22 protein-coding genes, 1 tRNA gene and 2 pseudogenes are annotated in these 23894 nt (G+C 57.9%); 15 read left to right on the forward strand and 10 right to left on the reverse strand.

Going from position 1 to position 23894, the window contains the following annotated elements:
- Positions 1-42: 42 nt before the first annotated feature.
- On the reverse strand, positions 43-825 hold the full coding sequence (locus RGU44_RS03560) for a transporter substrate-binding domain-containing protein (RefSeq protein WP_322179745.1): 783 nt from the start codon (positions 823-825) through the stop codon (positions 43-45).
- A gap of 410 nt (positions 826-1235) precedes the next feature.
- On the opposite strand from RGU44_RS03560, the gene RGU44_RS03565 reads away from it, so the two are divergent.
- A complete protein-coding gene (locus tag RGU44_RS03565) occupies positions 1236-1355 on the forward strand; it encodes a DUF2514 family protein (protein ID WP_322215665.1) in 120 nt (39 codons plus the stop codon).
- Positions 1356-1525: 170 nt separating this feature from the next.
- Here the strand turns inward: RGU44_RS03565 and RGU44_RS03570 are convergent.
- Together RGU44_RS03570 and RGU44_RS03575 are read right to left on the reverse strand one after the other, a co-directional pair.
- Positions 1526-1615 (reverse strand) — tRNA-Ser (locus tag RGU44_RS03570).
- 187 nt (positions 1616-1802) lie between these two features.
- Positions 1803-1985, reverse strand: a pseudogene (locus RGU44_RS03575) (SDR family oxidoreductase); the annotation flags it as partial.
- A 13-nt stretch (positions 1986-1998) separates the two neighbouring features.
- Between RGU44_RS03575 and RGU44_RS03580 the strand changes: the two are divergent.
- From RGU44_RS03580 to RGU44_RS03600, 5 genes and pseudogenes are all read left to right on the forward strand, one after another.
- Positions 1999-2175 (forward strand): annotated as a pseudogene (locus RGU44_RS03580) (cysteine hydrolase); the annotation flags it as partial.
- 149 nt (positions 2176-2324) lie between these two features.
- Entirely contained in the window at positions 2325-3449 is a 1125-nt protein-coding gene (zapE, locus tag RGU44_RS03585; protein WP_322215668.1) for a cell division protein ZapE, read from the forward strand.
- Positions 3450-3606: 157 nt separating this feature from the next.
- Complete coding sequence (locus tag RGU44_RS03590; protein ID WP_322179734.1) at positions 3607-4944, forward strand: aromatic acid/H+ symport family MFS transporter; 1338 nt, start codon at positions 3607-3609, stop codon at positions 4942-4944.
- Positions 4945-5002: 58 nt separating this feature from the next.
- A complete protein-coding gene (locus tag RGU44_RS03595; protein WP_322179731.1) occupies positions 5003-6211 on the forward strand; it encodes a benzoate/H(+) symporter BenE family transporter in 1209 nt (402 codons plus the stop codon).
- Positions 6212-6346: 135 nt separating this feature from the next.
- On the forward strand, positions 6347-7627 hold the full coding sequence (locus RGU44_RS03600; protein WP_416194614.1) for an OprD family porin: 1281 nt from the start codon (positions 6347-6349) through the stop codon (positions 7625-7627).
- A 46-nt stretch (positions 7628-7673) separates the two neighbouring features.
- On the opposite strand, the gene rarD is transcribed toward RGU44_RS03600, so the two are convergent.
- Positions 7674-8558 carry an EamA family transporter RarD gene (gene rarD, locus RGU44_RS03605; protein ID WP_322179726.1) on the reverse strand — a complete coding sequence of 295 codons (885 nt, stop codon included), beginning with the start codon at positions 8556-8558 and terminating at the stop codon, positions 7674-7676.
- Positions 8559-8790: 232 nt separating this feature from the next.
- Between rarD and RGU44_RS03610 the strand changes: the two genes are divergently transcribed.
- Positions 8791-9942 carry an MFS transporter gene (locus RGU44_RS03610; protein WP_322215671.1) on the forward strand — a complete coding sequence of 384 codons (1152 nt, stop codon included), beginning with the start codon at positions 8791-8793 and terminating at the stop codon, positions 9940-9942.
- Positions 9943-9953: 11 nt separating this feature from the next.
- On the opposite strand, the gene RGU44_RS03615 is transcribed toward RGU44_RS03610, so the two are convergent.
- Positions 9954-10919, reverse strand: a complete 966-nt coding sequence (locus tag RGU44_RS03615) for a LysR family transcriptional regulator (RefSeq protein WP_322179722.1) — start codon at positions 10917-10919, stop codon at positions 9954-9956.
- Positions 10920-11165: 246 nt separating this feature from the next.
- Here RGU44_RS03615 and RGU44_RS03620 point away from each other — a divergent pair, with 246 nt between their 5' ends.
- Both RGU44_RS03620 and RGU44_RS03625 read left to right on the forward strand, forming a co-directional pair.
- Positions 11166-11882 carry a DUF969 domain-containing protein gene (locus tag RGU44_RS03620; protein ID WP_322179720.1) on the forward strand — a complete coding sequence of 239 codons (717 nt, stop codon included), beginning with the start codon at positions 11166-11168 and terminating at the stop codon, positions 11880-11882.
- The gene (locus RGU44_RS03625) at positions 11879-12829 is read left to right on the forward strand and encodes a DUF979 domain-containing protein (protein ID WP_322179718.1); all 951 of its coding nucleotides are present in this window, start codon (positions 11879-11881) and stop codon (positions 12827-12829) included. The genes RGU44_RS03620 and RGU44_RS03625 overlap by 4 nt, the downstream gene beginning before the upstream one ends.
- A gap of 9 nt (positions 12830-12838) precedes the next feature.
- On the opposite strand, the gene RGU44_RS03630 is transcribed toward RGU44_RS03625, so the two are convergent.
- Positions 12839-13789 carry an alpha/beta hydrolase gene (locus RGU44_RS03630; RefSeq protein WP_407074667.1) on the reverse strand — a complete coding sequence of 317 codons (951 nt, stop codon included), beginning with the start codon at positions 13787-13789 and terminating at the stop codon, positions 12839-12841.
- Between the two features lie 151 nt (positions 13790-13940).
- Here RGU44_RS03630 and RGU44_RS03635 point away from each other — a divergent pair, with 151 nt between their 5' ends.
- Together RGU44_RS03635 and RGU44_RS03640 are read left to right on the forward strand one after the other, a co-directional pair.
- Positions 13941-14774, forward strand: coding sequence for an AraC family transcriptional regulator (locus RGU44_RS03635; protein WP_322179716.1), 834 nt, complete (start codon positions 13941-13943; stop codon positions 14772-14774).
- Between the two features lie 97 nt (positions 14775-14871).
- A complete protein-coding gene (locus RGU44_RS03640; RefSeq protein ID WP_322179714.1) occupies positions 14872-15261 on the forward strand; it encodes a cupin domain-containing protein in 390 nt (129 codons plus the stop codon).
- Between the two features lie 38 nt (positions 15262-15299).
- On the opposite strand, the gene msrA is transcribed toward RGU44_RS03640, so the two are convergent.
- From msrA to msrB, 3 genes are all read right to left on the reverse strand, one after another.
- Positions 15300-16031: a peptide-methionine (S)-S-oxide reductase MsrA gene (msrA, locus tag RGU44_RS03645; RefSeq protein WP_322215674.1), complete on the reverse strand. Its 732-nt coding sequence runs from the start codon at positions 16029-16031 to the stop codon at positions 15300-15302.
- Positions 16032-16092: 61 nt separating this feature from the next.
- Entirely contained in the window at positions 16093-17865 is a 1773-nt protein-coding gene (locus RGU44_RS03650) for a cytochrome c biogenesis protein DipZ (protein ID WP_322215678.1), read from the reverse strand.
- Between the two features lie 41 nt (positions 17866-17906).
- Complete coding sequence (msrB, locus tag RGU44_RS03655) at positions 17907-18422, reverse strand: peptide-methionine (R)-S-oxide reductase MsrB (protein WP_322179708.1); 516 nt, start codon at positions 18420-18422, stop codon at positions 17907-17909.
- Between the two features lie 170 nt (positions 18423-18592).
- On the opposite strand from msrB, the gene RGU44_RS03660 reads away from it, so the two are divergent.
- Both RGU44_RS03660 and RGU44_RS03665 read left to right on the forward strand, forming a co-directional pair.
- Positions 18593-19315, forward strand: a complete 723-nt coding sequence (locus tag RGU44_RS03660; protein WP_322179706.1) for a response regulator transcription factor — start codon at positions 18593-18595, stop codon at positions 19313-19315.
- Entirely contained in the window at positions 19312-20775 is a 1464-nt protein-coding gene (locus RGU44_RS03665; protein ID WP_322215680.1) for a HAMP domain-containing sensor histidine kinase, read from the forward strand. Before RGU44_RS03660 ends, RGU44_RS03665 begins: the two co-directional genes overlap by 4 nt.
- On the opposite strand, the gene RGU44_RS03670 is transcribed toward RGU44_RS03665, so the two are convergent.
- Complete coding sequence (locus RGU44_RS03670) at positions 20772-21698, reverse strand: LysR family transcriptional regulator (protein ID WP_322179704.1); 927 nt, start codon at positions 21696-21698, stop codon at positions 20772-20774. The genes RGU44_RS03665 and RGU44_RS03670 overlap by 4 nt on opposite strands.
- Positions 21699-21823: 125 nt before the next feature.
- On the opposite strand from RGU44_RS03670, the gene RGU44_RS03675 reads away from it, so the two are divergent.
- Positions 21824-22663 carry an FAS1-like dehydratase domain-containing protein gene (locus tag RGU44_RS03675; RefSeq protein ID WP_322179703.1) on the forward strand — a complete coding sequence of 280 codons (840 nt, stop codon included), beginning with the start codon at positions 21824-21826 and terminating at the stop codon, positions 22661-22663.
- Between the two features lie 60 nt (positions 22664-22723).
- Positions 22724-23887, forward strand: a complete 1164-nt coding sequence (locus RGU44_RS03680) for an acyl-CoA dehydrogenase family protein (protein ID WP_322179702.1) — start codon at positions 22724-22726, stop codon at positions 23885-23887.
- The last annotated feature ends 7 nt before the right edge of the window (positions 23888-23894 follow it).

A 23894-nucleotide genomic window follows, 5' to 3' on the forward strand; every position in this document is an offset into this window, starting at 1 on the left:
GCAAGCAAAAAAGCGCCCATCTTGAGGATGGGCGCCGGGGCATTATTTGCCGCTGTAAAGATTCATGTCGCCAAAGTGTTTTTTCTGGATCTCGGCATATTTGCCATCATCGTGTAATGCCTTGATACCTTTATCCAGCAGTGTCTTGAGGTCTTTGTTACCTTTCGAGATGCCGATTGCGGTTTTTGCTGGCAGCAGTGGATCGTTGATGGGTTTGCTGACTTCGAAACCAGCACCGGCTGGCGATTTCAAAAAGCCCAGTTCCGCCTGCAGCATGTCTTGCACGGCAGCATCGAGACGGCCAGACGTCAGGTCAGCATAAACCTGGTCCTGGTTCGCATAGGCCTGGGTTGTTACACCCGCCTTGTCCAATACAGCCTTGGCGTAGGCTTCCTGAATGGTGCCTTGCTCATAGCCAACCTTCTTGCCTTTGAGGGTTGCAGGGTCGGCCGTTACGCCCGCGCCTTTCTTGAACACCAGTGCAGTCGGGCCAGAGAACAGTTCCTCCGAGAAGTCGATAACCTTCATCCGCGCATCTGTTACGGTCATCGACGAGATAACGCCGTCGAATTTGTTGGCTTTCAGGCCCGGAATCATGCCGTCGAAATCGCTTTCGACCCATTTGCACTTGACCTTCAGTTCGGCGCAGATCGCATTGCCCAGATCGATATCAAAGCCCACCAGGCTGCCATCAGCTGCTTTGGACTCGAAAGGCGCATAAGAAGGATCGACGCCGAAGCGCAATTCCTTGTACTCCTTGGCCAGCGCAGAACCGGCGGCGATGCATAAAGCCAGTGCAGAAAGGGTCAGCAATGCTTTTTTCATTATTCATTTCCTAAAATCAATATGAGCGCTTGTGACGCATAAGTACTGTTGCGGGAACGCGTATGACGCTATGAACGTAGAAATTTCCGAACCGAATCCCCGAGCAAGGGCTTTAAGCAAACCTGTGTGTCGGCCCTTCTGGCGCTTACGCGTCTGAACACATGCTTACTTGTACGTACAAGCCTATGCAATCGAACGGCCAACTCGTTGATTGGGTGTTCAAGAAAGTTCTAAAAATAGCTGGAGGCTGTCTAGATCAACGTTTTTGAGATGGTATAAAACTTATCGAAGGTTTTTGAAATGCGCTTGCGGTTGTTACCGAGGCAGGGTTTTAGCCCAGGCTGGGGCGTCCGGTAACAATTTGAAATGAGCGAGTGCGGTCGGGGAAGACCCCAGGTTGAACCGCTCCTTTGCTCGCCGACATGTTCAAGCGCGCTGATCGGCGAGCGGCCGATCTGGCAGGATATGCTGACCAAAGCCATGCACGGGGTGTGACGTGCGAGCAGGCGTTTGATGGGGTGGGTAAATAAAGAAGGTATTGTGTTAGATCGGCAGGACGCCGGGGAAGGGTGAGCCTAAAGCGGCCTAATCCAGGCTTAAAGTCGTCCTTTTCGCCCTAAAAATTGCCTGAATAAACAGGCATAAACGAAAAAGCCCCGATTTTCTCTAGGAAAATCAGGGCTTTAGCGTATTTCTAATATGGCGGTGAGGGAGGGATTCGAACCCTCGATACAATTTCTTGTATACACACTTTCCAGGCGTGCTCCTTAAGCCTCTCGGACACCTCACCGTATCTCGTCAAACCATTCAGTCTGTCGAGGCGCGCTAATGTAGTCGAAACCTTTGACGAAGGCAAAAGTTTTTTTCAGAATTTTCATGTGCTTAAGCAAATTACGCTGTCATCGACGTGGTGATGAGTACAGATACGACTCGGCCCTGTCATCTGTTCGAAGTCCGTGGCTGTCCTTAAGCAGGAATCAGGCGCCGAAGCCGCCGTCGATGGACAGGCTTGCGCCAGTGGTGTAACCGGCCTCCTGGCCTGCCAGGTAGGCCAGGAAGCCGGCGATTTCTTCGGCTTTACCGTGGCGACCTACTGCGATCAGGTGGATCAGTGAGTCCGCAAAGTCACCTTCGGCCGGGTTCATGTCGGTGTCGACCGGGCGGACCAGCGTCCTGGGGTTCGAGGTGCTGGTGCCTCACGATGCTTGTTTTACGTTTGATCAGACCGACTTCTTTGGCGCTCCGCATGCGGCACAGGAGGTGCACGCGATGTCGTTGAGCAACCTGCATGACGAGTATGCGACGGTGCTGTCGACTGCTGAAATTCTCACAGGGATAAGTCGGGCCTGATGAGGCGGGCACTCACGAATGCGGAATATCGGGATACCAAGAGCGAGGCGAGCGTTGCGTTTTATGCAAATATGACGGGCGCGAAAAGGTCAGTCGAAGACCTGAGAAGGCGATTCGGGAATTTAATAATTGGACGGTAATTTTTCTTGATGAATGTCGTGTCCCCACTGGAGGCCTATCAACAGGCCATTGATGAGCAAGGATTCAAGCCTGATGCGGCGCAATTGAAGGCCGTTCGGTTGTTACAGGAATGCTACGTGGCGCTGCATGAGAGTAAGCACCAATCGCCAATCAAGGGTGTTTACCTGTGGGGCCCGGTAGGACGAGGCAAGACCTGGTTGATGGACCGCTTTTACGAGAGCTTGAAAGTGCCGGCCCGACGCCAGCATTTCCATCACTTCATGCGTTGGGTGCATATTCGGCTGTTCCAGCTGACTGGCACGGCCAATCCATTGAGAGCCTTGGCCCGCGAGCTAAGTCAGGAAGTGCGGGTGCTGTGCTTCGATGAACTGTTTGTCAGTGACATCGGCGACGCGATCATTCTGGGTGGCTTGCTGCAGGTGATGTTCGAGGAAGGTGTGGTACTGGTGTCCACCTCCAATCAACCGCCGGAGCAGTTGTATGCCGATGGCTTCAACCGTCAACGGTTGGTTCCGGCCATCGACGCGATCAACCGTGAAATGACGGTGGTGAGCGTCGACGGTGGTGAAGATCACCGCCTGCATCCGGGGCAATTGCATCAGCGTTATTGGCTCAGCCAGCCGGATCAGCCGAGCGTTCTGGGTGACGTGTTCAAACGCCTGAGCGCGGGCCATGCCATGTCGAGCGAGCCGGTCGCGTTTGGCCTTCGTAGCGTGAATGTGGTGCAGCACAGCGAGAAGGTGCTGTGGTGCCGTTACGCCGACGTCTGTGAACAGCCGCTGGCAGCGATGGATTTCATTGAATTGTGTGATCGATTCTCGGTCATTCTGATCAGCGACGTGCCTGCGCTGAGCGCCAAACAGCGCGAAGGAAAAATTGCCCGAGGGACCGAAGACGCGGCGGTGCAGGTCGCCGCCGGTGACCGGGAGCTGCCGCAGCTGTCGGTGCATGACGACGGTGTGCGGCGCTTCATCGCGCTGGTCGACGAATGCTATGACCGTCGCGTGCCGCTGTATGTCGAAGCGCAGGTGCCGCTTGAGCAGTTGTACACCGAGGGTTATCTGGCCTTTGCCTTCCGCCGCACCCTGAGTCGCCTTCAGGAAATGCAGCTGGAGCGGTTCGCCCCCTTATGATCGGTGCACCATCTGATCGCCCTATTGCTATCCATATCGTGCATGACTCAACCGTTCAGCACGAAACGGATAGAGGTCTGCACTAAACGGATATTGCGCAGACCGCTGGATTTCTAACCTTGGCAGGCCTTGATAAAAACAATAAAAGAGTCCCGCCATGCGAAAAATAGACGTCCACACCCTGGTCGACGAGGCCAGGTTCAATCGCTTTCATTGGTTGGTGCTGTTCTGGTGCGCCTTGATCATTATTTTCGACGGTTACGATCTGGTGATCTACGGCGTGGTATTGCCGGTGTTGATGGTCGAGTGGGGGCTGACACCCTTGCAAGCTGGTGCGCTGGGAAGCTATGCGCTGTTCGGCATGATGTTCGGTGCGCTGTTCTTTGGTCCGCTTTCGGACAAGATCGGACGCAAGAAAGTCATCGCCATCTGCGTCACGCTGTTCAGCGGTTTCACCGTCCTTAACGGCTTTGTCACTAACCCCACCGAATTTGGCATCTGCCGCTTTATTGCTGGCCTTGGCATCGGCGGAGTCATGCCCAATGTCGTGGCATTGATGAGCGAATACGCACCGAAAAAAATCCGTAGCACGCTGGTGGCGATCATGTTCAGCGGCTACTCGGTGGGCGGCATGTTGTCCGCTGGTCTGGGCATCGTGTTGTTGCCGCGTTTTGGTTGGCAGTCGGTGTTTTTCGTCGCTGCGATCCCGCTGCTGCTATTGCCGTTGATTCTCTGGTTTTTGCCGGAATCGGTGGGCTTCATGGTCCGCGAGGGACGCAGGCAGCAGGTCGTCCACGTGCTGCAACGCATTGAGCCGGGTTACACGGCCCAGCCCGATGATCAGTATCAGATGGCTGCGATAAAGGCTGACGGCGCCCCGGTGTTGCAACTGTTTCGCGAAGGACGGGCCATCAGCACGCTGATGCTGTGGGTCGCCTTTTTCTGCTGTCTGTTGATGGTTTACGCGCTCAACTCCTGGTTGCCGAAGCTGATGACCAGCGCCGGTTATGGCCTGGGCTCAAGCCTGATGTTTTTGCTGGTACTGAACTTCGGCGCGATATTCGGCGCGGTCGGCGGCGGTTGGCTGGGCGACAAATTCAACCTGCAGCGCGTGTTGGTGGTGTTCTTCGCCATCGCCTCGGTGTCCATCAGCCTGTTGGGGTTCAACAGTCCGGGGTGGATGCTCTACAGCCTGATCGCGATTGCCGGTGCGACCACTATCGGTTCGCAGATTTTGCTGTACGCCATGGGTGCGCAGTTCTACGCGCTGGCGATCCGCTCCACCGGATTGGGTTGGGCTTCGGGCGTGGGGCGCAGCGGTGCCATCGTCGGCCCGATTCTAGGCGGCGCACTGTTCGGTATAGGTCTTCCGTTGCACTACAACTTCATGGCTTTCGCTGTGCCGGGCGCCGTGGCAGCGCTGGCGATGTGCTTCGTCTATCGGCGCAAGGTATCGCCGGTAGTCGCGCCGGTTGAGGTCCAGGTTCGGTCCTGATCGTGTGCTGGAGCTGCGTATTGCCCGAGCCATCACTTTTTATCGAGCAACGGAAACCATGAAAACACTGATCAAAGACTTCTCCCTGTCCGCTGCCGTCGCCGGTTTTATCGCGACGATCATTTCCTATGCAGGGCCATTGGTAATCATCTTCCAGGCGGCGAAAAGCGCAGGTCTGCCTGCCGATGTGCTGTCGTCCTGGGTTTGGGCGATTTCCATCGGCAGCGGTGTGTTGGGCATTTACTTGAGCTTGCGCTTCAGGGTTCCGGTGGTGATCGCCTGGTCGGCGCCCGGCTCGGCGTTGTTGGTGGCGCTGTTGCCGGGCATCAGTCTGAATGAGGCGGTGGGGGCGTATATCGTCTCCAGCCTGATCATTCTGCTGGTGGGTGTGTCCGGCGCGTTTGACCGCATCGTTGGCAAACTGCCTGCGGCGATTTCGGCCGCGATGTTGGCGGGGATTCTGTTCAGTTTCGGCACCCAGCTGTTTGTGTCGATGAAGGACAAGCCGTTCATGGTGTTGGCGATGTTTGTCACCTATCTACTGTTCAGGCGTATGAAACCACGTTACGCGGTGTTGGCGGTGCTGGTTGTGGGCTGCGTGATCGCTGTGTCGGCCGGGGAGTTGAACAGCTCTGCGCTGGTGATCGATGTGGCGAAACCGCTGTGGATCAGTCCTGAGTTCAGTTGGCATGCGTTGCTCAATATCGCCTTGCCACTGGTGATGGTGGCGTTGACCGGGCAGTTCGTGCCGGGCATCGCCGTATTGCGCAACGACGGTTACCACACGCCTGCCAGCCCGATCATTGCCAGCTCGGCGCTGGGCACGTTGTTGTTGGCGCCATTCGGTTGCCACGGGCTGAACCTGGCAGCGATCACCGCGGCCATCTGCACGGGACGCGAGTCTCATGAAGACAAGAGCAAACGCTATGTCGCCGGGGTGATGGGCGGGGTGTTCTACCTGCTGCTGGGCATCTTCGGTGCGACCCTGGTGTCGATCTTCAGCGCCTTCCCCAAGGAACTGATCGCGGCACTGGCCGGGCTGGCGTTGTTTGCCGCTATCGCTGGCGCATTAGCCGGGTCCATGGCCGAACCCAAAGATCGCGAAGCAGCACTGATTACCTTCCTGGTCACGGCATCAGGCATGTCATTACTGGGGCTTTCGGCGGCGTTCTGGGGCTTGATCTTCGGGCTCTTGGCGCACCTGCTGCTGACCTTTGGGAGAGTGAAAAAAACGGGGGCGCTAGCGGCCTCGGTACAAGCAAGGTAGCAAGGTAAAAAAGGTACGGATCGGGAGCGTCCGTTACTCGCATCAATCCATCGATCTCTGACTGACTGTCGCGGTTTTTAAAACCCACGCCACGGTATAGGGATCGTTTGACCTAATAAAAACAAGAGTGACCCTATGAAAAACAGTGCAAGCGTCATCGGAATGATGGTGTCAGCGGCGGTGGCCGGTAGTTTTTGCGAAGTGGCGCGTGCAGACGAAAGTGCGTTCTTCAAGGATTCGACGGCAACCTTGCAGGCGCGTAACTACTACTTCAGCCGCGACTATTCGGGCATCGTTGGTCCTAACAAACAGTCCAAGGCTGAGGAATGGGCGCAGGGTTTCATTCTCAACATAAAGTCCGGCTATACCGAAGGGCCCGTAGGTTTCGGGGTGGATGCCCTCGGTTTACTGGGGATCAAACTCGACAGCAGTCCAGATCGGGTCAAGACCGGTTTACTGCCCTTGCATACCGACGGCAGTTCCGCCGACGAGTATGGCTCTCTGGCCGGGGCACTGAAAATGAAAGTGGGCAAGACCGAACTGCGCGTGGGTGAACTGCAACCCAATCTGCCCGTGCTGGCGTTCAGCGATATCCGCTTGTTGCCGCCGACCTATCAGGGCGCCAGCGTGGTCTCCACTGATATTGAAGGTTTGACCCTCAATGCGGGTCAATTGCGCTCTACCAACTTGCGCGACTCCAGTAATGACCAACCGATGTACGCGTTGATCAATGACCCGATCAACCCACGGCGTATCGCAAATATCACCTCCAATCGTTTCAACTACGCGGGTGCTGATTACACCTTCAACGACAAGCGCACCACGGTCGGCATCTGGCAGGCGCAGCTCAAGGATATCTACCAGCAACGCTTCTACAACCTCAAACACATCGAGCCGTTCGGTAGCTGGAAACTGGGGGCGAATCTGGGCTTTTACGACGCTCAGGATGACGGCCAGAGCAAAGCAGGCAGCCTCGACAACCGCGCGTTTTACTCACTGATGTCCGCCGCCCACGGGGGGAATACTTTTTACGTTGGCTATCAGGCGATCAACGGCAAAGACGGCTTCCTGCGGATCGGCGACAACATCTCGCCGCTGGGTAACGAAGTACCGACCTATGAGTTCGCGGCTCCCAAAGAGCGCTCCTGGCAACTGCGCGACGAATACAACTTCGCCGCCATTGGCCTGCCGGGTCTGGTGGTTGGCGCGCGCTACCTCAAGGGCGATAACGTCAATACCGGGCGGGGCTTCGAAGGCAAGGATTGGGAGCGTGATCTGGACATTGGCTACGTGATCCAGAGCGGTCCCTTCAGGGATGTGGGCGTGCGCATTCGCAACGCGACAGCGCGCTCAAACTACCGCACTGACATCGACGAAAATCGGTTGATCCTGAGCTATACCATCAAGCTGTTCTGATCCGGACGTCGCTGTCGGAGTGCTGATGGGCTTCGGCAGTGACACCTCACGCGGCGTTTCTGCGGCGATGGGCCAGCAAGTGTTTGCTGCCTTCAAACACCAATACCAGCACGGCCACCCAGATCGGCAGGTACGTCAGCCATTCATCGCGGCCGATGCTTTCTCCCAGCAGCAAGGCAACGCCGACCAGAAGCACGGGTTCGACATAACTGAGCAGGCCGAACAGGCTGAAGGCCAGCAGGCGACTCGCGAGGATATAGCTGACCAATGCCGAGGCGCTGATCATGCCCAACAGCGGAATCAACAGGTACAGCCGTGGGTGTTCAGCGACGACGCTGGGGTCACCGTTGAGGATGAACCAGGTCGCGATGGGCAGCAGCAGGGCCATGTCGAACCACAGACCGCCGAGGTTATCGTTGCCCAACCGGCGCCGTAGCACGAAATATACCGGATAACCGAGGGCCACCAACAGGGTTTCCCAAGAGAAACTGCCGACTCGATATAACTCATTAGCGACCCCGACCAGAGCACAAAAGGCGGCTATTTTTTGCAAGCGTGACAGGTGCTCGCCGTAGGCAATTCGGCCGGTGACGATCATCGTCAGCGGCAAGAGAAAATACCCCAGTGACACTTCCAGGCTACGGCCGTGCAGCGGTGCCCACATGAAGAGCAGGAGCTGCGCCCCAAGCAGCGTCGAAGACAGCAGCATGCCAATCAGCAGAGCCGGTTTTTGTCGCAGGCGTCGACCGATTTGGCAAACCAGCGGCCAATCACCACTGATCATCATGAACAGCGTTACGCAGGGCACGGTGAGCAGCATGCGCCAACCGAAGATCTCTTCACCGCTCAGAGGTGTCAGCAGCGAAGTATAGAAATACATGACCCCGAACAGGACAGAGGCCATAACCGACAGTACAACGCCTTTTGACACAATATCCTCGCGCAGCTTCAAGCTTTTATAGGGAGCTTGTTTGTGAAGGGCTCTCTGGTTTCAACCTTGAGAGAAGCGGCGCACAGTCTAGCTGATCCTTCATGGCAGGACAGGATGGACTCCGTTCAGTGTTCCTGTGAATCCGGAACGAAACATTTGGTTAGGCCGCGAGCTTTGTTAGGCTGCTGCGATTGCCCGGTTGAACCTGCCCGGGGTTATCGAAGGACGCCCCATGACGGCCATCAGCACCGCGGCACCGGTTATCCCGGGCCGAATGGAACAGTTTTCCACGCGTATCGGTTTTTTTATCGCCGGGTTCGGCATCGCAGCGTGGGCGCCGTTGGTGCCCTATGCCAAGGCGCGTGTCGGGCTGAATGACGGGACTCTTGGGTTGTTGCTCCTGTGTTTGGGTGTCGGCTCGATCATCGCCATGCCGCTGGCAGGGGCGCTAGCGGCGCGGTTCGGTTGTCGCAGTGTCTTGATCGTCTCCAGCGTATTGATCTGTCTGTGTCTGCCCTTGCTGGCGTCGGTCTCCAGCCTGTCGTTGCTGGTGGCGACGCTGTTCGTGTTTGGCGCCAGCATGGGCGCGCTGGACTGCACGGTGAACATTCAGGCGATCATCGTCGAGCGGGCCAGCGGCAAGACCATGATGTCGGGCTTTCATGGCTTGTTCAGTCTGGGAGGGATCATCGGTGCTGGTGGGGTCAGCGGCTTGCTCAGTGCGGGCGCTTCGCCGTTGATCGCGATGTGGGTGGTGGTTGCCTTTATGGTCATCGCCTTGTTCAGGGCCTCTCCGCATTTCCTTACCTATGGCAGTGAAAGCGATGGCCCGGCGTTTGCCGTGCCCCACGGCGTGGTGCTGTTTATCGGTTTGTTGTGCTTTACCGTATTTCTCACCGAAGGCGCGATGCTCGATTGGAGTGCGGTGTTCCTCAGTTCCTTGCGCAATGTCGATCCGTCTTATGCCGGGCTGGGCTATGCGGTGTTCGCGCTGACCATGACCCTCGGCCGTTTTTTTGGTGATGCCATCGTTCGTCGAGTCGGGGCCAATCGCGTCATTATTCTGGGTGGCCTGTGCGCAGCGCTGGGGTTGGCACTGTCCACACTGATTCCCACTTGGGAAGCAGCGCTGCTCGGTTACGCGCTGGTCGGTGCCGGTTGTTCCAACATTATTCCAGTGCTCTACAGTGCCGTCGGCCGACAAAAGGTCATGCCAGAAAACGTGGCCGTCCCGGCGATCACCACCTTGGGGTATGCCGGGATCCTTGCCGGTCCAGCGCTCATTGGCTTCATCGCCCACGCCAGCAGCCTGAGTCTGGCCTTTCTGATTGTCGCCGTGTTGCTGTTGGGTGTTTCGCTGAGTGGACGTATCTTGAAAGTATGAACCCCTAAGGTTCAGGGCCTTGGTGCCGTTGGCAACGAAGACGCCAGCAGATCACAGATCAATACATAGTGCGGAGCTTCCGAGGGCATCTGCGCTGCGAATTCGCCAACGACTTCCTGGGTCAGGCTGACGATGTCTTCAACCAGCTCCATGCCTGCGCCGGTACGCCAACTGGCGACGATGTCCATGGCCGGCGGCAAGGGTACGTCATGGATCAGGGTCAGGACGCCCTGCGTCAGTTCTCCGCGTACCAGCGCTGCCGGCAATGCACCGATGCCGAAGCCGTCGCGCACCAGGCGGGTGATGGCGGAGGCCGAGTTCACGCAATTGATGCGCTGCGTCACGATGTTGGCCGTGTGCAGCATGTTCAGGATGTCCTGGTGCGGGCGAGAGTTCCGCGAAAAGGTCACGATACGCTCCAGCGACAGCTCTTCGAGCGAGGCGTAAGGCCGGTCATAGGCCGAGCCGGTCGGCACCACCCAATGCATCGGGTAGCGGGCCAGTACCGTGTTGCGCACCGAGTCGAAACGCAGCACGTCGGTCTGGAAAATAATGTCCTGATAACCCTTTTCCAGTTGCACGCACAGGTTACTGGCAGTGTCGGCGGTCAGTTCGATCTCCAGCGCCGGGTAACACTTCATCAGGCGTGTTACCAAAGGGCTGAGCCAGGTGTGTATCACCGTATCCATCGCCCCGATACGAATCCGGCCGCGTACCTGTCGCGGGTCCTTGATCGCGTCTTTCATGCTCTGCATCGTGTCCATGATGTGTTCTGCGTACTCCAGCACGCGCAAACCTTCGGTGGTCAGCGAAACCCCCTTGGAGTCACGAACGAACAGGCGCACACCCATTTCATCCTCCAGCGCGGCGATGCGGCTGGAAATAGACGCCTGGGTGCTGAACAGTTTCTCTGCCGTGAGCCTGAAGCTTTTCAGGCGGGCGACCCAGACGAAGGTTTCCAGAAATTTGAGATTCACTGAGTTGATTCCTTGCTGTTTAAGGTGTCGCGGTTTCGCATGCCGCACAAATAAGGTGAACGGTGCCCTGTAGCCATAGCGCGCATGCTTTTGGAAATTGCAGGTTGTATGCCACAACCTCTACAGAAATTCTTATGAGGCATAGCGGTTTTTTCTCGTTGGACGCCGTTCTCGGCGTACCGAAAGATTGCTGAAGAATGAAATAGGACTCCATGAATAACAACACAACGGAACGAGATCCTTATTATGCAAACCGCTATCAATCTCTGGCCGCTCCTAGGGGTGCTGGTCATCGTCATTGGCTTTGTGCTGCGCTTCAATCCGATGCTGGTGGTCGCTCTTGCGGCCGTGGCTACCGGCTTTGCCGCGAGCATGCCGCTGGACACTATTCTCGCGACTATCGGTAACGGGTTTATTAAAACCCGTACCTTGCCGCTGATCATCCTGTTGCCGCTGGCGGTCATCGGCTTGCTTGAGCGCCATGGCCTGCGTCTGCACGCGCAAAACTGGATTGCGCGCTTCCAGAGTGCCACGGTCGGACGTCTGCTGATCGCTTACCTGTTTGTCCGTGAAACCACCGCTGCGGTAGGTCTGACCAGCCTGGGTGGGCATCCGCAGATGGTCCGCCCGCTATTGGCGCCCATGGCTGAAGGCGCTGCCGAGGCGCGTTTCGGTAAGTTGCCGGAGGCAGTGCGCTTTCGATTGTTGGCACTATGCGCGGCAACGGACAACGTCGGGCTGTTTTTCGGCGAAGACATATTCGTCGCCTTTGGCGCTATTGCCTTGATGCACACCTTTTTGCTGGGGTCAGGGATCGATGTCGATCCGATGCACATCGCGTTTTGGGGGATGCCAACGGCATTTTGCGCGTTCGTGATTCATGCCATACGGCTGCATCGCTTTGATCGCCGGTTAGGTCGTGAGCTGCACGCCAATCTGGTGATGAAGGAGGTCGCACAATGATCATTTCCATTCAATACCTGTACTGGCTGGCCGGGGTGATTCTGGCGATCACCACGGTCATGACGCTCACCGATAAAAGTAATCCGAAGCGTTGGAGCACGGGTTTATTTTGGGGCCTGTTCAGCATCGCGTTTTTAGTGGGCGAGCAACTGCCGCCCGCGCTGGTTGGCGTCGGCGTGCTAGCGATGGCTGCCATCGCCGGGTGCGGCGGGGTTGGTATGGGCAAACATCATGACCTGCCCGACAAGGCTCGTCGGGCAAGCGCCGGGCGTTTGGGCAACAAATTGTTCATCCCGGCGCTGGCGATTCCGCTGGTGACTGTGATCGGCGCGGTGTTTCTGAAAAACGTCAAATTCGGCGACGTGGCTTTGCTTGATCCGGCCAACAGCACTTTTGTCTCGCTGGGCATCGGTTGCTTGATCGCGCTGGTGTTGGCGTGCTGGCTGACCCGCGACACTCCGGTGCAGGCAATGCGTGAGTCACGCCGTCTGACAGAAGCGCTGGGTTGGGCTCTGGTACTGCCACAAATGCTTGCCATGCTTGGGTTGTTATTCAATGACGCTGGCGTTGGCAAGGCGGTGGCGCACTTGGCCACGGCCTACATCAACCTCGACTTTCGCTTGGTAGCGGTGATGGTCTACGTGCTGGGCATGGCCCTGTTCACTGTGGTCATGGGCAACGGTTTCGCCGCCTTTCCAGTGATGACGGGTGGTATTGGTGTGCCCATTCTGGTCGGCATGTACGGCGCCAACCCTGCGGTGATGGCGGCCATTGGCATGTTCTCCGGTTACTGCGGAACACTGATGACGCCCATGGCCGCCAACTACAACATCGTCCCTGCGGCGTTGCTGGAGTTACCGGACAAGTACGCGGTCATCAAGGCGCAGATCCCCACAGCGCTGGCGATGCTGGTGGTCAATATCGTGCTGTTGTATGTATTGATGTGATGTTTTAAATCACCCGGCAGCGGTGCTCTGTTTGAATGCAATGGGTTTCTCTAGCGGGGTCGCGGCGTTACCGGACTTCAATAGCGTTTGAATCGCCTGGCTGTAGGCATCACGGCCCAGGCTCATGCTGTTGTTGTGCGTGCCGCCAGGGACCAGTAACAAGCGTTTGGGTTCCTGCGCGGCCTGATACAGCGCTTCACTGAAGCGTGATGGCACATAAGGGTCATCCATGCCGTGCACGATCAGTACCGGCATGTGGATCTCAGCGATTTTGTCGATGGAATCGAACTTTTGCGACAACAACCAGCGCACCGGCAACGACGTGTTGGCGACAGCCGTCGCCACGTCAGCGAGGGTGGTGAAAGTGGATTCGATGATCAGCCCCCGCGCCTGCTTTTTACCGCCGTCGCTTTCAGCATCGCGACCGAGTTCAGCGGCCAGATCAATCGCCACGGCACCGCCCAGTGAATGGCCGTATAAAAGCCGTTTTGTGGCGTCGGGTTGCAAGACTTTCAGGCGCGCCCAGGCGATACGTGCATCTTCGTACACCGAGACCTCTGACGGCAGTGGCCCCAGGCTCTGACCGAAGCCGCGGTAATCGATAGCCAGCACAGAAAAACCCATGGCATGCAGTTGTTCGATGCGGAAAAACTGGCCCGTCAGGTTCCACCGTGTTCCGTGCAGATACAGCACGGCGGGCGCGCCGGCTTTAGCCGCTGGCCACCACCAGGCATGAATGTTTTGCGAGTCGCCAAAACCGGGCGCCTTGAGTTCCAGTTCTTCAACGTCGGCTGGCAAACCGTGATACCAACTGGCGGTGCCGGGCTCGATCTGGAACAGCAGAGAGCGCTCTTCGTGCTTTAGCACCGAGCAACTTAACGGCATGCCGAGGATCACCAACGTCATGCATAGCAGCCTCAACCAGTGGGCTTTGATGCGCGAAAAATATAACGTCGGCATGGCAGCTCTTTGCGTTGTGGGTCGTCAGTCGACAGGTTGGCCTTAGTGCGCAGGCTTAACCTGTTTTGGGTTGGCGTACAGCTCTTTTCAACGTAAATCGAGAAACGTGTTATCAGTAGTGCCATTCGTGCCTTCTATCCGAGTCTTCACCATGGGTAAACACACAATCGGCGATTCATCCACCGCGCCTGGAAAAGACTGGGTGCTGCGCGCCACACAATCGCCAAAGCTGGAGCGGATTGAAGCATTTTTTCACGGCCATGGTTATGAGATGCATCGGCACGATACCTACGCTATAGGCCGGACCTTGTCCGGTGTGCAAAGCTTCAATTATGGCAAAAAGTTGCAGCACAGCTTGCCTGGCCGGACGATGGTGTTGCATCCCGATGAACCCCATGACGGGCACGCCGGTACCGAGGACGGTTTCCACTACCGCATGTTTTATGTTGAACCGGCACACTTGCAGCAGGTGCTGGGAGGCAAACCGTTGCCGTTTATCAAGGGCGGGATCAGCGGCGATCCGGGTCTTTTTGCGGCGACTCAGGTTTTGCTTCAGGACATGGACTGCGCGATTGATCCGCTGGAAATGGACGATGCCTTGTTCGACCTGGCCACGGCGCTGCAGGTCGCGTCGGGCGTGCACGCGGTCAGGCAAATCGTGGATTACCCGGCCGCGCAAAAGGCGCGTGAATTTCTTCTGGCTTCATGGCAGCACACCGTCACCCTCAGTGAATTGGAGGCTGTTAGCGGCCGGGATCGCTGGCGCCTGTCACGAGATTTTCGTGCACTGTTCGGCACCAGTCCCTACCGTTACCTGACCCTGCGCCGTCTCGATCAGGTTCGGCGCATGATGACTCAGGGCTATTCGCTGACTGATGCAGCAGCGCTAGCCGGGTTCTCTGATCAAAGCCATATGACTCGGCATTTTGTCAGAACCTACGGCATTTCGCCGGGGCGCTGGTTGAAGATGCTCGGCGCTCGATAGCGGGCAGCGCACTACGCTCAACGCTGCACGATCATACAAGACGAGGCCAACCTGGCGCTCTTAAGCTTAGGGTTCATTGACCATGGGAAGCGTCGCCATGCACACGGAATCCTCTAGCCAGACCCCGTATAAAGCCATCAATCTTGCTGAAAAACTCAGTCTGTTCAGTGAACACTGGACACCCAAAGTCGTTGCGCAGATGAACGATTACCAATTCAAGGTGGTGAAAATCCAGGGTGATTTTGTCTGGCATTCTCATGTCGATACCGATGAGACGTTCATCGTCCTTGAAGGCCAGTTGCGTATCGATTTCCGCGATGGAGTGGTGCGGCTGTCGGCAGGCGAGCTATATGTCGTACGCAAGGGTGTCGAGCACAAACCCTACGCCGAACATGAAGTGAAACTGATGTTGATCGAGCCAACAGGCGTGCTCAATACCGGGGCCGAGGGTGGCGACAGGACGGCGCAGAATGATGTGTGGATCTAGGGTCAGGTCGCCAGCCCTCGGTTTCACGAGCTACACGTTTACTTTGCTATGCCAACGAGTACTGGATCGGCCCTGTAGAGGGTCGGCTCCATCTGCTTGAGATTCTCTACTTTCGGCAGGTCATTGATGGCGATGTAGGGACTGCTCGGGTGCAGGGTCAGGTAGTTCTGATGGTATTCCTCGGCCGGGTAGAAGCTTTTGTTGGTTTCAATTCGGGTGACGATCGGTGCGTTGAACGCTTTGGATGCATCAAGCTGGATGATGTAGGCCTTGGCGATTTTTTCCTGCAGCGGGTTCTGCGGGAAAATCGCTGACCGGTATTGGGTGCCGCTATCAGGGTCTTGTCTGTTCAATTCGGTTGGGTTGTGGGCCACCGAGAAAAATACCTGCAGCAAGCGTCCATAAGTGATTGTTGTCGGGTCGTAGGTGATCTGTACCGACTCCGCATGCCCGGTATTGCCGGAACTGACCTGTCCATATTCTGCCGTGTTGGCGGCGCCGCCCGCGTAGCCGGACACTGCGTTCTCGACGCCGCGTACGTGCTGGAATACGCCTTGAACCCCCCAAAAACATCCGCCAGCGATTACGGCTACTTCGTGGTGGGCGGTGCCGACAGGTTCATCCAGAGCGGGTGGGGCGATGGCAACGGCTTTTTCGGCTGAACACGCTGATTGCGACAGGCCTAGTAGCGCCGTGATCAAGCTGATGCCAGCCAGTTTCAACGGCAACCACGAAGCCGATTTCTTTTCGCCCACTGTAGAAGTACTCATTTCTTTCATCCTCACGTTCATCATTGAGAAAATCGCACGCTGCGAAGGCAGAACCACGTGATCAACCGAATGTAAATGCGTAGGCCTGCACGCCGGGGTCCATGAACTCAATGGCAAAGGTGTGATCGATAATGGGGCCGGTCTGGCGTATCAGTTTATAAAGGCGCTGTTCGGTCACCGTGCCGTCACCATTGGGCGCACTGTCAGTGCCGTGATCCTCACCGGGTGCTGCGCCGTCGATGCTGACCCGAAAGCGCACAGGTTTGCCGTCGGGCCCAGGCCCGAGAACCAGATGCAGGTCCCGCGCATGAAAACGATAGATGATACGGCCGGGGGCATGTTCGAGCCTGACCTGCTCGGGCTCGGCGGTCCATTTACCCGCCAGGCCCCATTGGTTCAGATTCAGTTGCGCCGGAGCGGCATAGGTCTGCGCCTTGTCGGCTACCTCATCGCCCCCGGATGTGAAGTTCTGCGCCCGCGCGTAACCCAGGTAGGTTTCAGGAGAGCTTACCTCCGCATCATCTGCGGCCATCTGGACGCCTTGAGCATCGGCCGCGGTGACCATGTCACTGGCAACATTTTTATGACCTGCTTCTGCCAGTAATTGTTGGATAACGTGCTCTGACTGCGCGTAATCACCCTCGCCAAAATGGTGGTAACGAATGTTTCCTTGAGCGTCGATAAAGTAATGCGCGGGCCAATACTGATTGTTGAAATCACGCCAGATCGCGTAGTCGTTGTCGAGGGCAACCGGGTAATGTATGCCCAGATCACGCACCGCCTTGCGCACGTTGTCGACGTCTCGTTCAAAGGCAAACTCGGGCGCGTGCACGCCGATCACCACCAAACCCTGATCATGGTATTTCTTTGCCCATGCGTTAACGTAAGGCAGGCTGCGCAGGCAGTTGATGCAGGAATACGTCCAGAAGTCGATGACCACGACTTTGCCCTTCAGCTCTGCGGCGGTGAGCGGGGCAGAGTTCAGCCATGTAACTGCGCCGGAGAGGTCGGGCAACGAGCCTTCTACTGGCAGTTTCAGGGCTGAGTCGGCGACGTCCTTAAGACTCACGTTCATCGTGGCGCCGCTCGGACTGCTGTCACTCGGTGCAACCGGCGACAGGGTATTGAGCAGCTTTTGCTCGAGTCCGGCTGTCGCCACGCTGGATACGTTGCTCAGCAGCCCTGTGTCCAGCCCCGTAGCGATAGCGACGACGCCGATTAGCATGGCGATACCCAGGCCTCGACGCAGCCATTCGCCTGCACCCAATGAGCGTTTCATGGCTGTAAACAGTTTGCCGCCAATCAGCAAGGCAAAGGCGAGGGAGGTCGCAGCCCCGGCAGCATAGGCCAGCAGCAACAGGGTTGTGCCAACGCTGGCGCCATGCAGCGCCGCGCCGGTGAGTACTAGGCCGAGGATGGGACCGGCACAAGGTGCCCATAACAGACCGGTGGCAACCCCGAGCAAAAACGATGACTTGATGCTGGGTGGGCCGCCCGCTGTTTGTGCCGATTGGGAAAGACGGTCTCCTGCCGAGACCAGCGGGCGTGTCAAACGCTCGGTCAAATGGGGCATCAACAGGGTCAAGCTGAAGAATGCCATCAGCGCGACTGCCAGCCAGCGACCATATTGGTTGGCCTGCACCACCCATCCACCGCCGACAGCTGCCAGGGTCGCGACCGCCGCGAACGTCAACGCCATGCCGCACAATAGTGGTAGGCCACTGCGCCGGAACGGCTCGCCTGAGCGGGCGAAGACGAAGGGCAGCACCGGCAGAATGCAGGGGCTGAGAATGGTCAGCACGCCCCCTAGATACGACAAGATGATTAATAGCATTGGGCTGAATCCTGTTTAGTCGCTGTGGGCTGAGTCATGGCTCATGCCGAACCTGGCTTGAATGTCATGGCCACGCCGTTCATGCAGTAGCGCAGCCCGGTCGGTTCGGGGCCGTCATCGAACACATGGCCAAGATGGCCGCCGCAACGACGGCAATGCACTTCGGTGCGGACCATGCCAAGCGCCATGTCGCGTGTTTCTGCGACGGCATGTTCGAGCGGGGCATAAAAGCTTGGCCAGCCGGTGTGACTGTCGAATTTGGTGCGGGAAGAAAACAACTCAAGCTGGCACCCTGCACAGGCAAAACGGCCGGTCCGGTGTTCGTTGTTGAGCGGGCTGCTGCCCGGCCGTTCGGTTGCACTGTGGCGCAGTACCTTGAATTGATTCGCCGTCAGTAGCGCGCGCCACTCGGCCTCGGTGTGCGACACCTCGAAGACTTCACCGGTATTGGCCATTCCGCCCGACGTCGCGGCCAGGGCGCGCCAGTCGAGGAGTCCTGTCGCCGCCAAGGCGACGCCAGCCGTGCCGCAAAAAAGAAACCATCGTCTGGATTGCATAGGGTTCACTTGGAAGGAGTGGGCGTTGTGTCATTGTTTTTCGCGGGCAGTCACCAAGTCCTCACGCAAAGTTAAATTAATTGTGATAAATGGATTCGATGGAATCTTGCACAATGGCTTTCCCGTCGCGTCCCCCGCGCGTCGGCGTCACCCATTCCAGAAGGCTGATAATGGATACGCCCAAACGTGTATTGATTGTCGAAGATGATCTGCAGCTCGCAGGCTTGTTGCGCCTGCATTTGCAGGACGAGGGCTACGCAGTGACGCATTGCGCCGATGGCAATGCCGGGCTGGCGCAGCTTGAGCAGGGCGGCTGGGATGCCCTGATCCTGGATTTGATGCTGCCGGGCGTGGACGGTCTGGAAATCTGCCGGCAAGCCCGTGCCATGGCTCGCTATACGCCAATCATTATCACCAGTGCCCGCTCCAGCGAGATGCATCGGGTGCTTGGGCTCGAACTGGGCGCTGACGATTATCTGGCCAAACCCTTTTCGATGCTGGAACTGGCGGCAAGGGTCAAGGCGCTGTTGCGCAGGGTGGACGCCCTGGAAAAAAACATGAGAACCGTCGCTGGCAAGATTGAGCTCAACGGGCTGTCGCTCGATCCCGTGACGCGTCAGGCCGAGGTCGATGGTAAATACCTCGAACTCACGCCGCGTGAATTCGACCTGTTGTATTTCTTTGTGAAAAATCCTGGAAAGGTATTTTCACGCATGGACTTACTCAATCAGGTGTGGGGCTACAAGCACGATGGCTATGAACATACCGTCAACACCCACATCAATCGTCTGCGCGCAAAAGTCGAGGTTGATCCGGCGGAACCCAGCCGCATCCTGACCGTTTGGGGCCTGGGTTATCGCTTTTCGCCGGACCGCGTGAGGCCTCCTGAATGAACCTGACGCTATTACAACGCCTGTCCGTGGCGTTCGCGATCTTGCTGTTGGCCTGTTGTGGGGCGTCGGCGTGGTTGCAGATCCGGGCCAACGACCTGCATGAAAAGGAAGTGGTGCAAGGCTTGTCGCGTGGCTTGGCTGACAGTATCGCCCGCGACAACAACATGATTGGTCCCGGGACTCTCAAGGTTGAGGACATCCGCAGGCTGTTCAGCAAGCTAATGAACGTCAATCCCAGCGTCGAAGTCTATTTGCTGGACAGCGCGGGCCGTATCACGGGTGACGATGCGCCAGCCGGGCACCTGAAGCGCGACCGCGTCGACCTCAATCCTCTGCACCGCTTGCTAGACGGGCAGCCACTGCCAATCCTCGGCGATGATCCGCGCAGTGTCGACGGCCAAAAGGTTTTCAGCGTCGCCGCGCTGCACGATGGGAGCCAGGATTTGGGCTACCTCTACGTGGTATTGATGGGCGAGGCGCATGACCTCATTTCTGCTCAGGTGGCTGCCAGTTCGGTGTTGCGCACGACGTTATGGTCGATGGCGCTGGTTGCACTGCTGGGGCTTGTGGCGGGGCTGATGGCATTTCGGATGATTACCCGGCCACTGCGCCGACTGACCGACACTATGCGCCACTTCGATACCCAGGCGGAACCGGTCGCGTTGCCGGTAACCGCAGAAGATGGCGCCAGTCGACGCGATGAAATAGCCGTGCTTGAGGCCAGTTTTAGCCAGATGGCTGCTCGGATTGCCGAGCAATGGCGCACCCTGACGCAGCTGGATCAAGACCGACGCGAACTGGTGGCGAATATTTCCCATGACTTGCGCACGCCGCTGGCGTCGTTGCATGGCTATCTGGAAACCCTCTCGTTCAAGGGCGCAACGCTGAGCGAGGCCGAGCGGCAGCGCTATCTCGCTGCGGCCCTGAGTCAGAGCGATAACGTACGTCAACTGGCGCAGGCGTTGTTCGAGCTGGCCCGGCTGGAGCATGGCGCTGTGCAACTGGTGGTCGAAGATTTTTCGCTCTCCGACTTGATTCAGGACGTCTTTCAGAAATTCGAATTGATGGCCGAAGCCAGACAGTCGCGGCTGGTGGCGGTATTACCGCGCTCGTCGTCCATGGTGTCGGCCGACCTGGGCATGATCGAGCGGGTACTGACTAACCTGATCGACAACGCGATCCGGCATACCCCGTCGGGCGGGACCATTGAGGTGGCGCTCAAGCATGAGGCGGGCAAAGTAATTGTCACGGTCAGCGATACCGGGCCGGGTATTCCTGCGCGACTGCTGGAAAACCTGTTCCGCCGGCCTTTCAGTCAGGCGGGCGACCGGCGCTCGGGAGGGCTCGGCCTGCTGATCGTGCGGCGCATTTTGCAATTGCACGACGCTCAGATTCGTCTGCTGTCGGCGCCCGGAAAAGGCGCGATTTTTTGTTTCGAACTCACGGCGGCGGGGGCTTAGCCGAGCGCCGGTACCGCGTCGTCGGTTGTCACTTCGGGCGCATCCGGCATCAAGGTTGCGATCAGCGCGCGCACCGTGCCTGGCAAGGCGTCCAGTTCGCGGACCAGAATACTGCGTTCGCGAATCGCCCAGGGTTCGTCGAGTTCGACAATCGCCAGTTGCATGGTGCGGCTGTGCCGGGCAGCGGCGGACTCGGGAATAATGCCAATGCCCACGCCAGCTTCGACCATGCGGCAGATGGCCTCGAAGCTGGACACCTGAATCCGCAGCGACAGGTTTTGCCCCAGTCGCTCGACATGATCACGCAGGAAACTCAGGAGCGTGCTGCCTTCGTGCAGGCCTATATGCTGGAAGGCCAGGGTCTGTTTAAGGGTGACCGGTTTCGGGCTGGCCAGCGCATGCCCTACGGGGACGGCCAGCACCAGACGGTCGGTGCTGAAGTGCATCACCTGTAAGCCAGCGGCTTCCACCGGACCGGCAATGATGCCCATGTCGGTGGTGCCATCAAGCACGCCGCGCACGATGTCCCGTGACAGGCGCTCCTGCAGGTCGACGGTTACCCCCGGTCTTTTCGCCAGAAAACCTGCCAGCACTTCCGGCAGAAACTCGGTCACTGCTGTGGTGTTGGCGAAGATGCGGATGTGCCCGGCGGAATCGGTGCCGTAGCGGGTGAACTCGGATTTCAGGTAATCCACCTGACGCATCACCAGTCGCGCATGCTTGAGCAGGCGGTGACCGGCGGGTGTCAGCTCTACACCACGGCTGTCACGGTACAGCAGGCGAGTATCGAATTGGCTTTCCAGCGCCTTGATCCGGGCGCTGGCCGCCGCCGGTGACAGAAACGCCCGCCGCGCACCCTGGGTCAGGCTCGGCGATTCGCCAATGTGGATGAACAGGCGCAGGTCAGCCAGATCGAAGTGCATCATCGTCTCCCATTTTTATTAGCGTTCAGCATTTATGAACGCTGGCTTACGAAAATGCAAATTCTCAGAATGCCCAGCGCCTTGCATTATCCCGGCATAACAACAACTGCCCAGGGGTAACCCGCATGAGCGTTTCAGCTAGCAGCACCGATTTCACTGCGTGGATCGGTCGCACCGAAGAAGCCCAGGATCACCTGAGTCGCAATTTGATCAAACGTATTGCTGCCACCTTCGGTGAAGATATTCCCGCCGATGGCGATGCTCTACCTCCACTGTGGGCGTGGTGCTTCTTTCAGGATCCGCTGGCAGAGTCCCTGCTGGGCACTGACGGTCATCCAGCACGCGGCGGCTTTCTGCCACCGGCCGATAACCGCAATCGCATGTGGGCGGGCGGTCGTATCGAGTTCTTCGAACCGCTGCGGGTCGGCGCCGACGCCCATAGGCTGTCGACCATCACCCACATCGAAGAAAAGCACGGCCGTACTGGCGCGTTGTTGTTCGTCACCGTGCGCCACGATTATTCCCAGGACGGGCGATTGGCGATTCGCGAAGAACAGGACATCGTTTACCGCGAGCCCAACCCGCCGAAGCAAAGCAGCGGCGAAGCCGTCCCCGGGGGCGACTGGAGTGAGACTGTCGTGCCGACCTCGACGTTGCTGTTCCGCTATTCCGCCGTGACCTTCAACGGCCACCGTATTCATTACGACTACCCCTACGTCACCGGCACCGAAGGCTATTCCGGCCTGGTGGTGCACGGTCCGATGATCGCCACCTTGAGCTTGCGTGCGTTCTGCCGGGCCAACCCCGAGGCGCGTCTGCGCCGTTTCGCCTATCGCGGCGTGCGCCCGTTGATTGCCCCGCAACCGTTCAGCGTGGGCGGCCGCTTGCTTGAACCTGGCAAGGCGCAGTTATGGGCCGGCAATGACGCCGGTATCGCCCAAAGCGCTGAAGTCGATTTCGACTAAATCCAGTGGACAGTCCCGTTAGATAAGCCCGTGTCCGTGCGGACCCATGAGAGCCAATCGATGAACCCCAACGATAACGAAGAACTGAATGCTATCCGCGAAGGCGTGCGCGCCCTGTGTGCCGAATTCGATGCGGCTTACTGGCGCAAGGTCGATGAAGAGAAGGGCTTCCCTGAAGCGTTCGTCAAGGCGCTGACCGATGCCGGCTGGCTGGCGGCGCTGATCCCGACCGAATACGGCGGCTCGGGTCTGGGCCTGGCCGAAGCGTCAGTGATCCTTGAAGAAGTGAACCGCTGCGGCGGTAACTCTGGCACCGTTCACGGCCAGATGTACAACATGTTCACCCTGTTGCGTCACGGCAGTGAGGCACAGAAGAGCTATTACCTGCCGAAGCTGGCCAGCGGTGAATTACGCCTGCAATCCATGGCCGTCACCGAGCCCACCACGGGTACCGACACCACCAAGATCAAGACCACTGCGGTGAAGCAGGGTGACAAGTACGTGATCAACGGTCAGAAAGTCTGGATCTCGCGGGTCCAGCATTCGGACCTGATGATCCTGCTGGCGCGCACCACACCGCTGACTGAAGTGAAGAAGAAATCCGAAGGCATGTCGATCTTTCTCGTCGACCTGCGCGAGGCCATTGGCAACGGCCTGACCGTTCAGCCCATCGCCAACATGGTCAACCATGAAACGAACGAACTGTTCTTCGACAACCTGGAACTGCCCCTCGACAGCCTGATCGGCGAGGAAGGTAAAGGCTTTCGCTACATCCTTGATGGCTTGAATGCCGAGCGTACGCTGATTGCCGCCGAATGCATCGGCGACGGCCGCTGGTTCATCGAAAAAGCCAGCGCCTATGCCCGTGATCGGGTGGTGTTCGGGCGACCCATCGGCCAGAACCAGGGGGTGCAGTTCCCGATTGCCGAAGCGCACATCGAGATCGAAGCTGCCGACCTGATGCGCTGGCGTGCCTGCGAGGAATACGACAGCGGCAAGAATGCCGGAGCCAGCGCCAACATGGCCAAATATCTGGCGGCCAAAGCATCCTGGGAAGCGGCTAACGCCTGCCTGCAAACCCATGGGGGTTTTGGCTTTGCCTGCGAATACGACGTCGAGCGCAAGTTCCGTGAAACCCGTCTATATCAGGTCGCGCCGATCTCGACCAACCTGATTTTGTCCTACGTCGCCGAGCATTTGCTCGAACTGCCACGCAGTTTCTGAGGAGCCG

The organism is Pseudomonas sp. 5C2, from assembly GCF_034314155.1.
Classification (GTDB): Bacteria; Pseudomonadota; Gammaproteobacteria; order Pseudomonadales; family Pseudomonadaceae; genus Aquipseudomonas.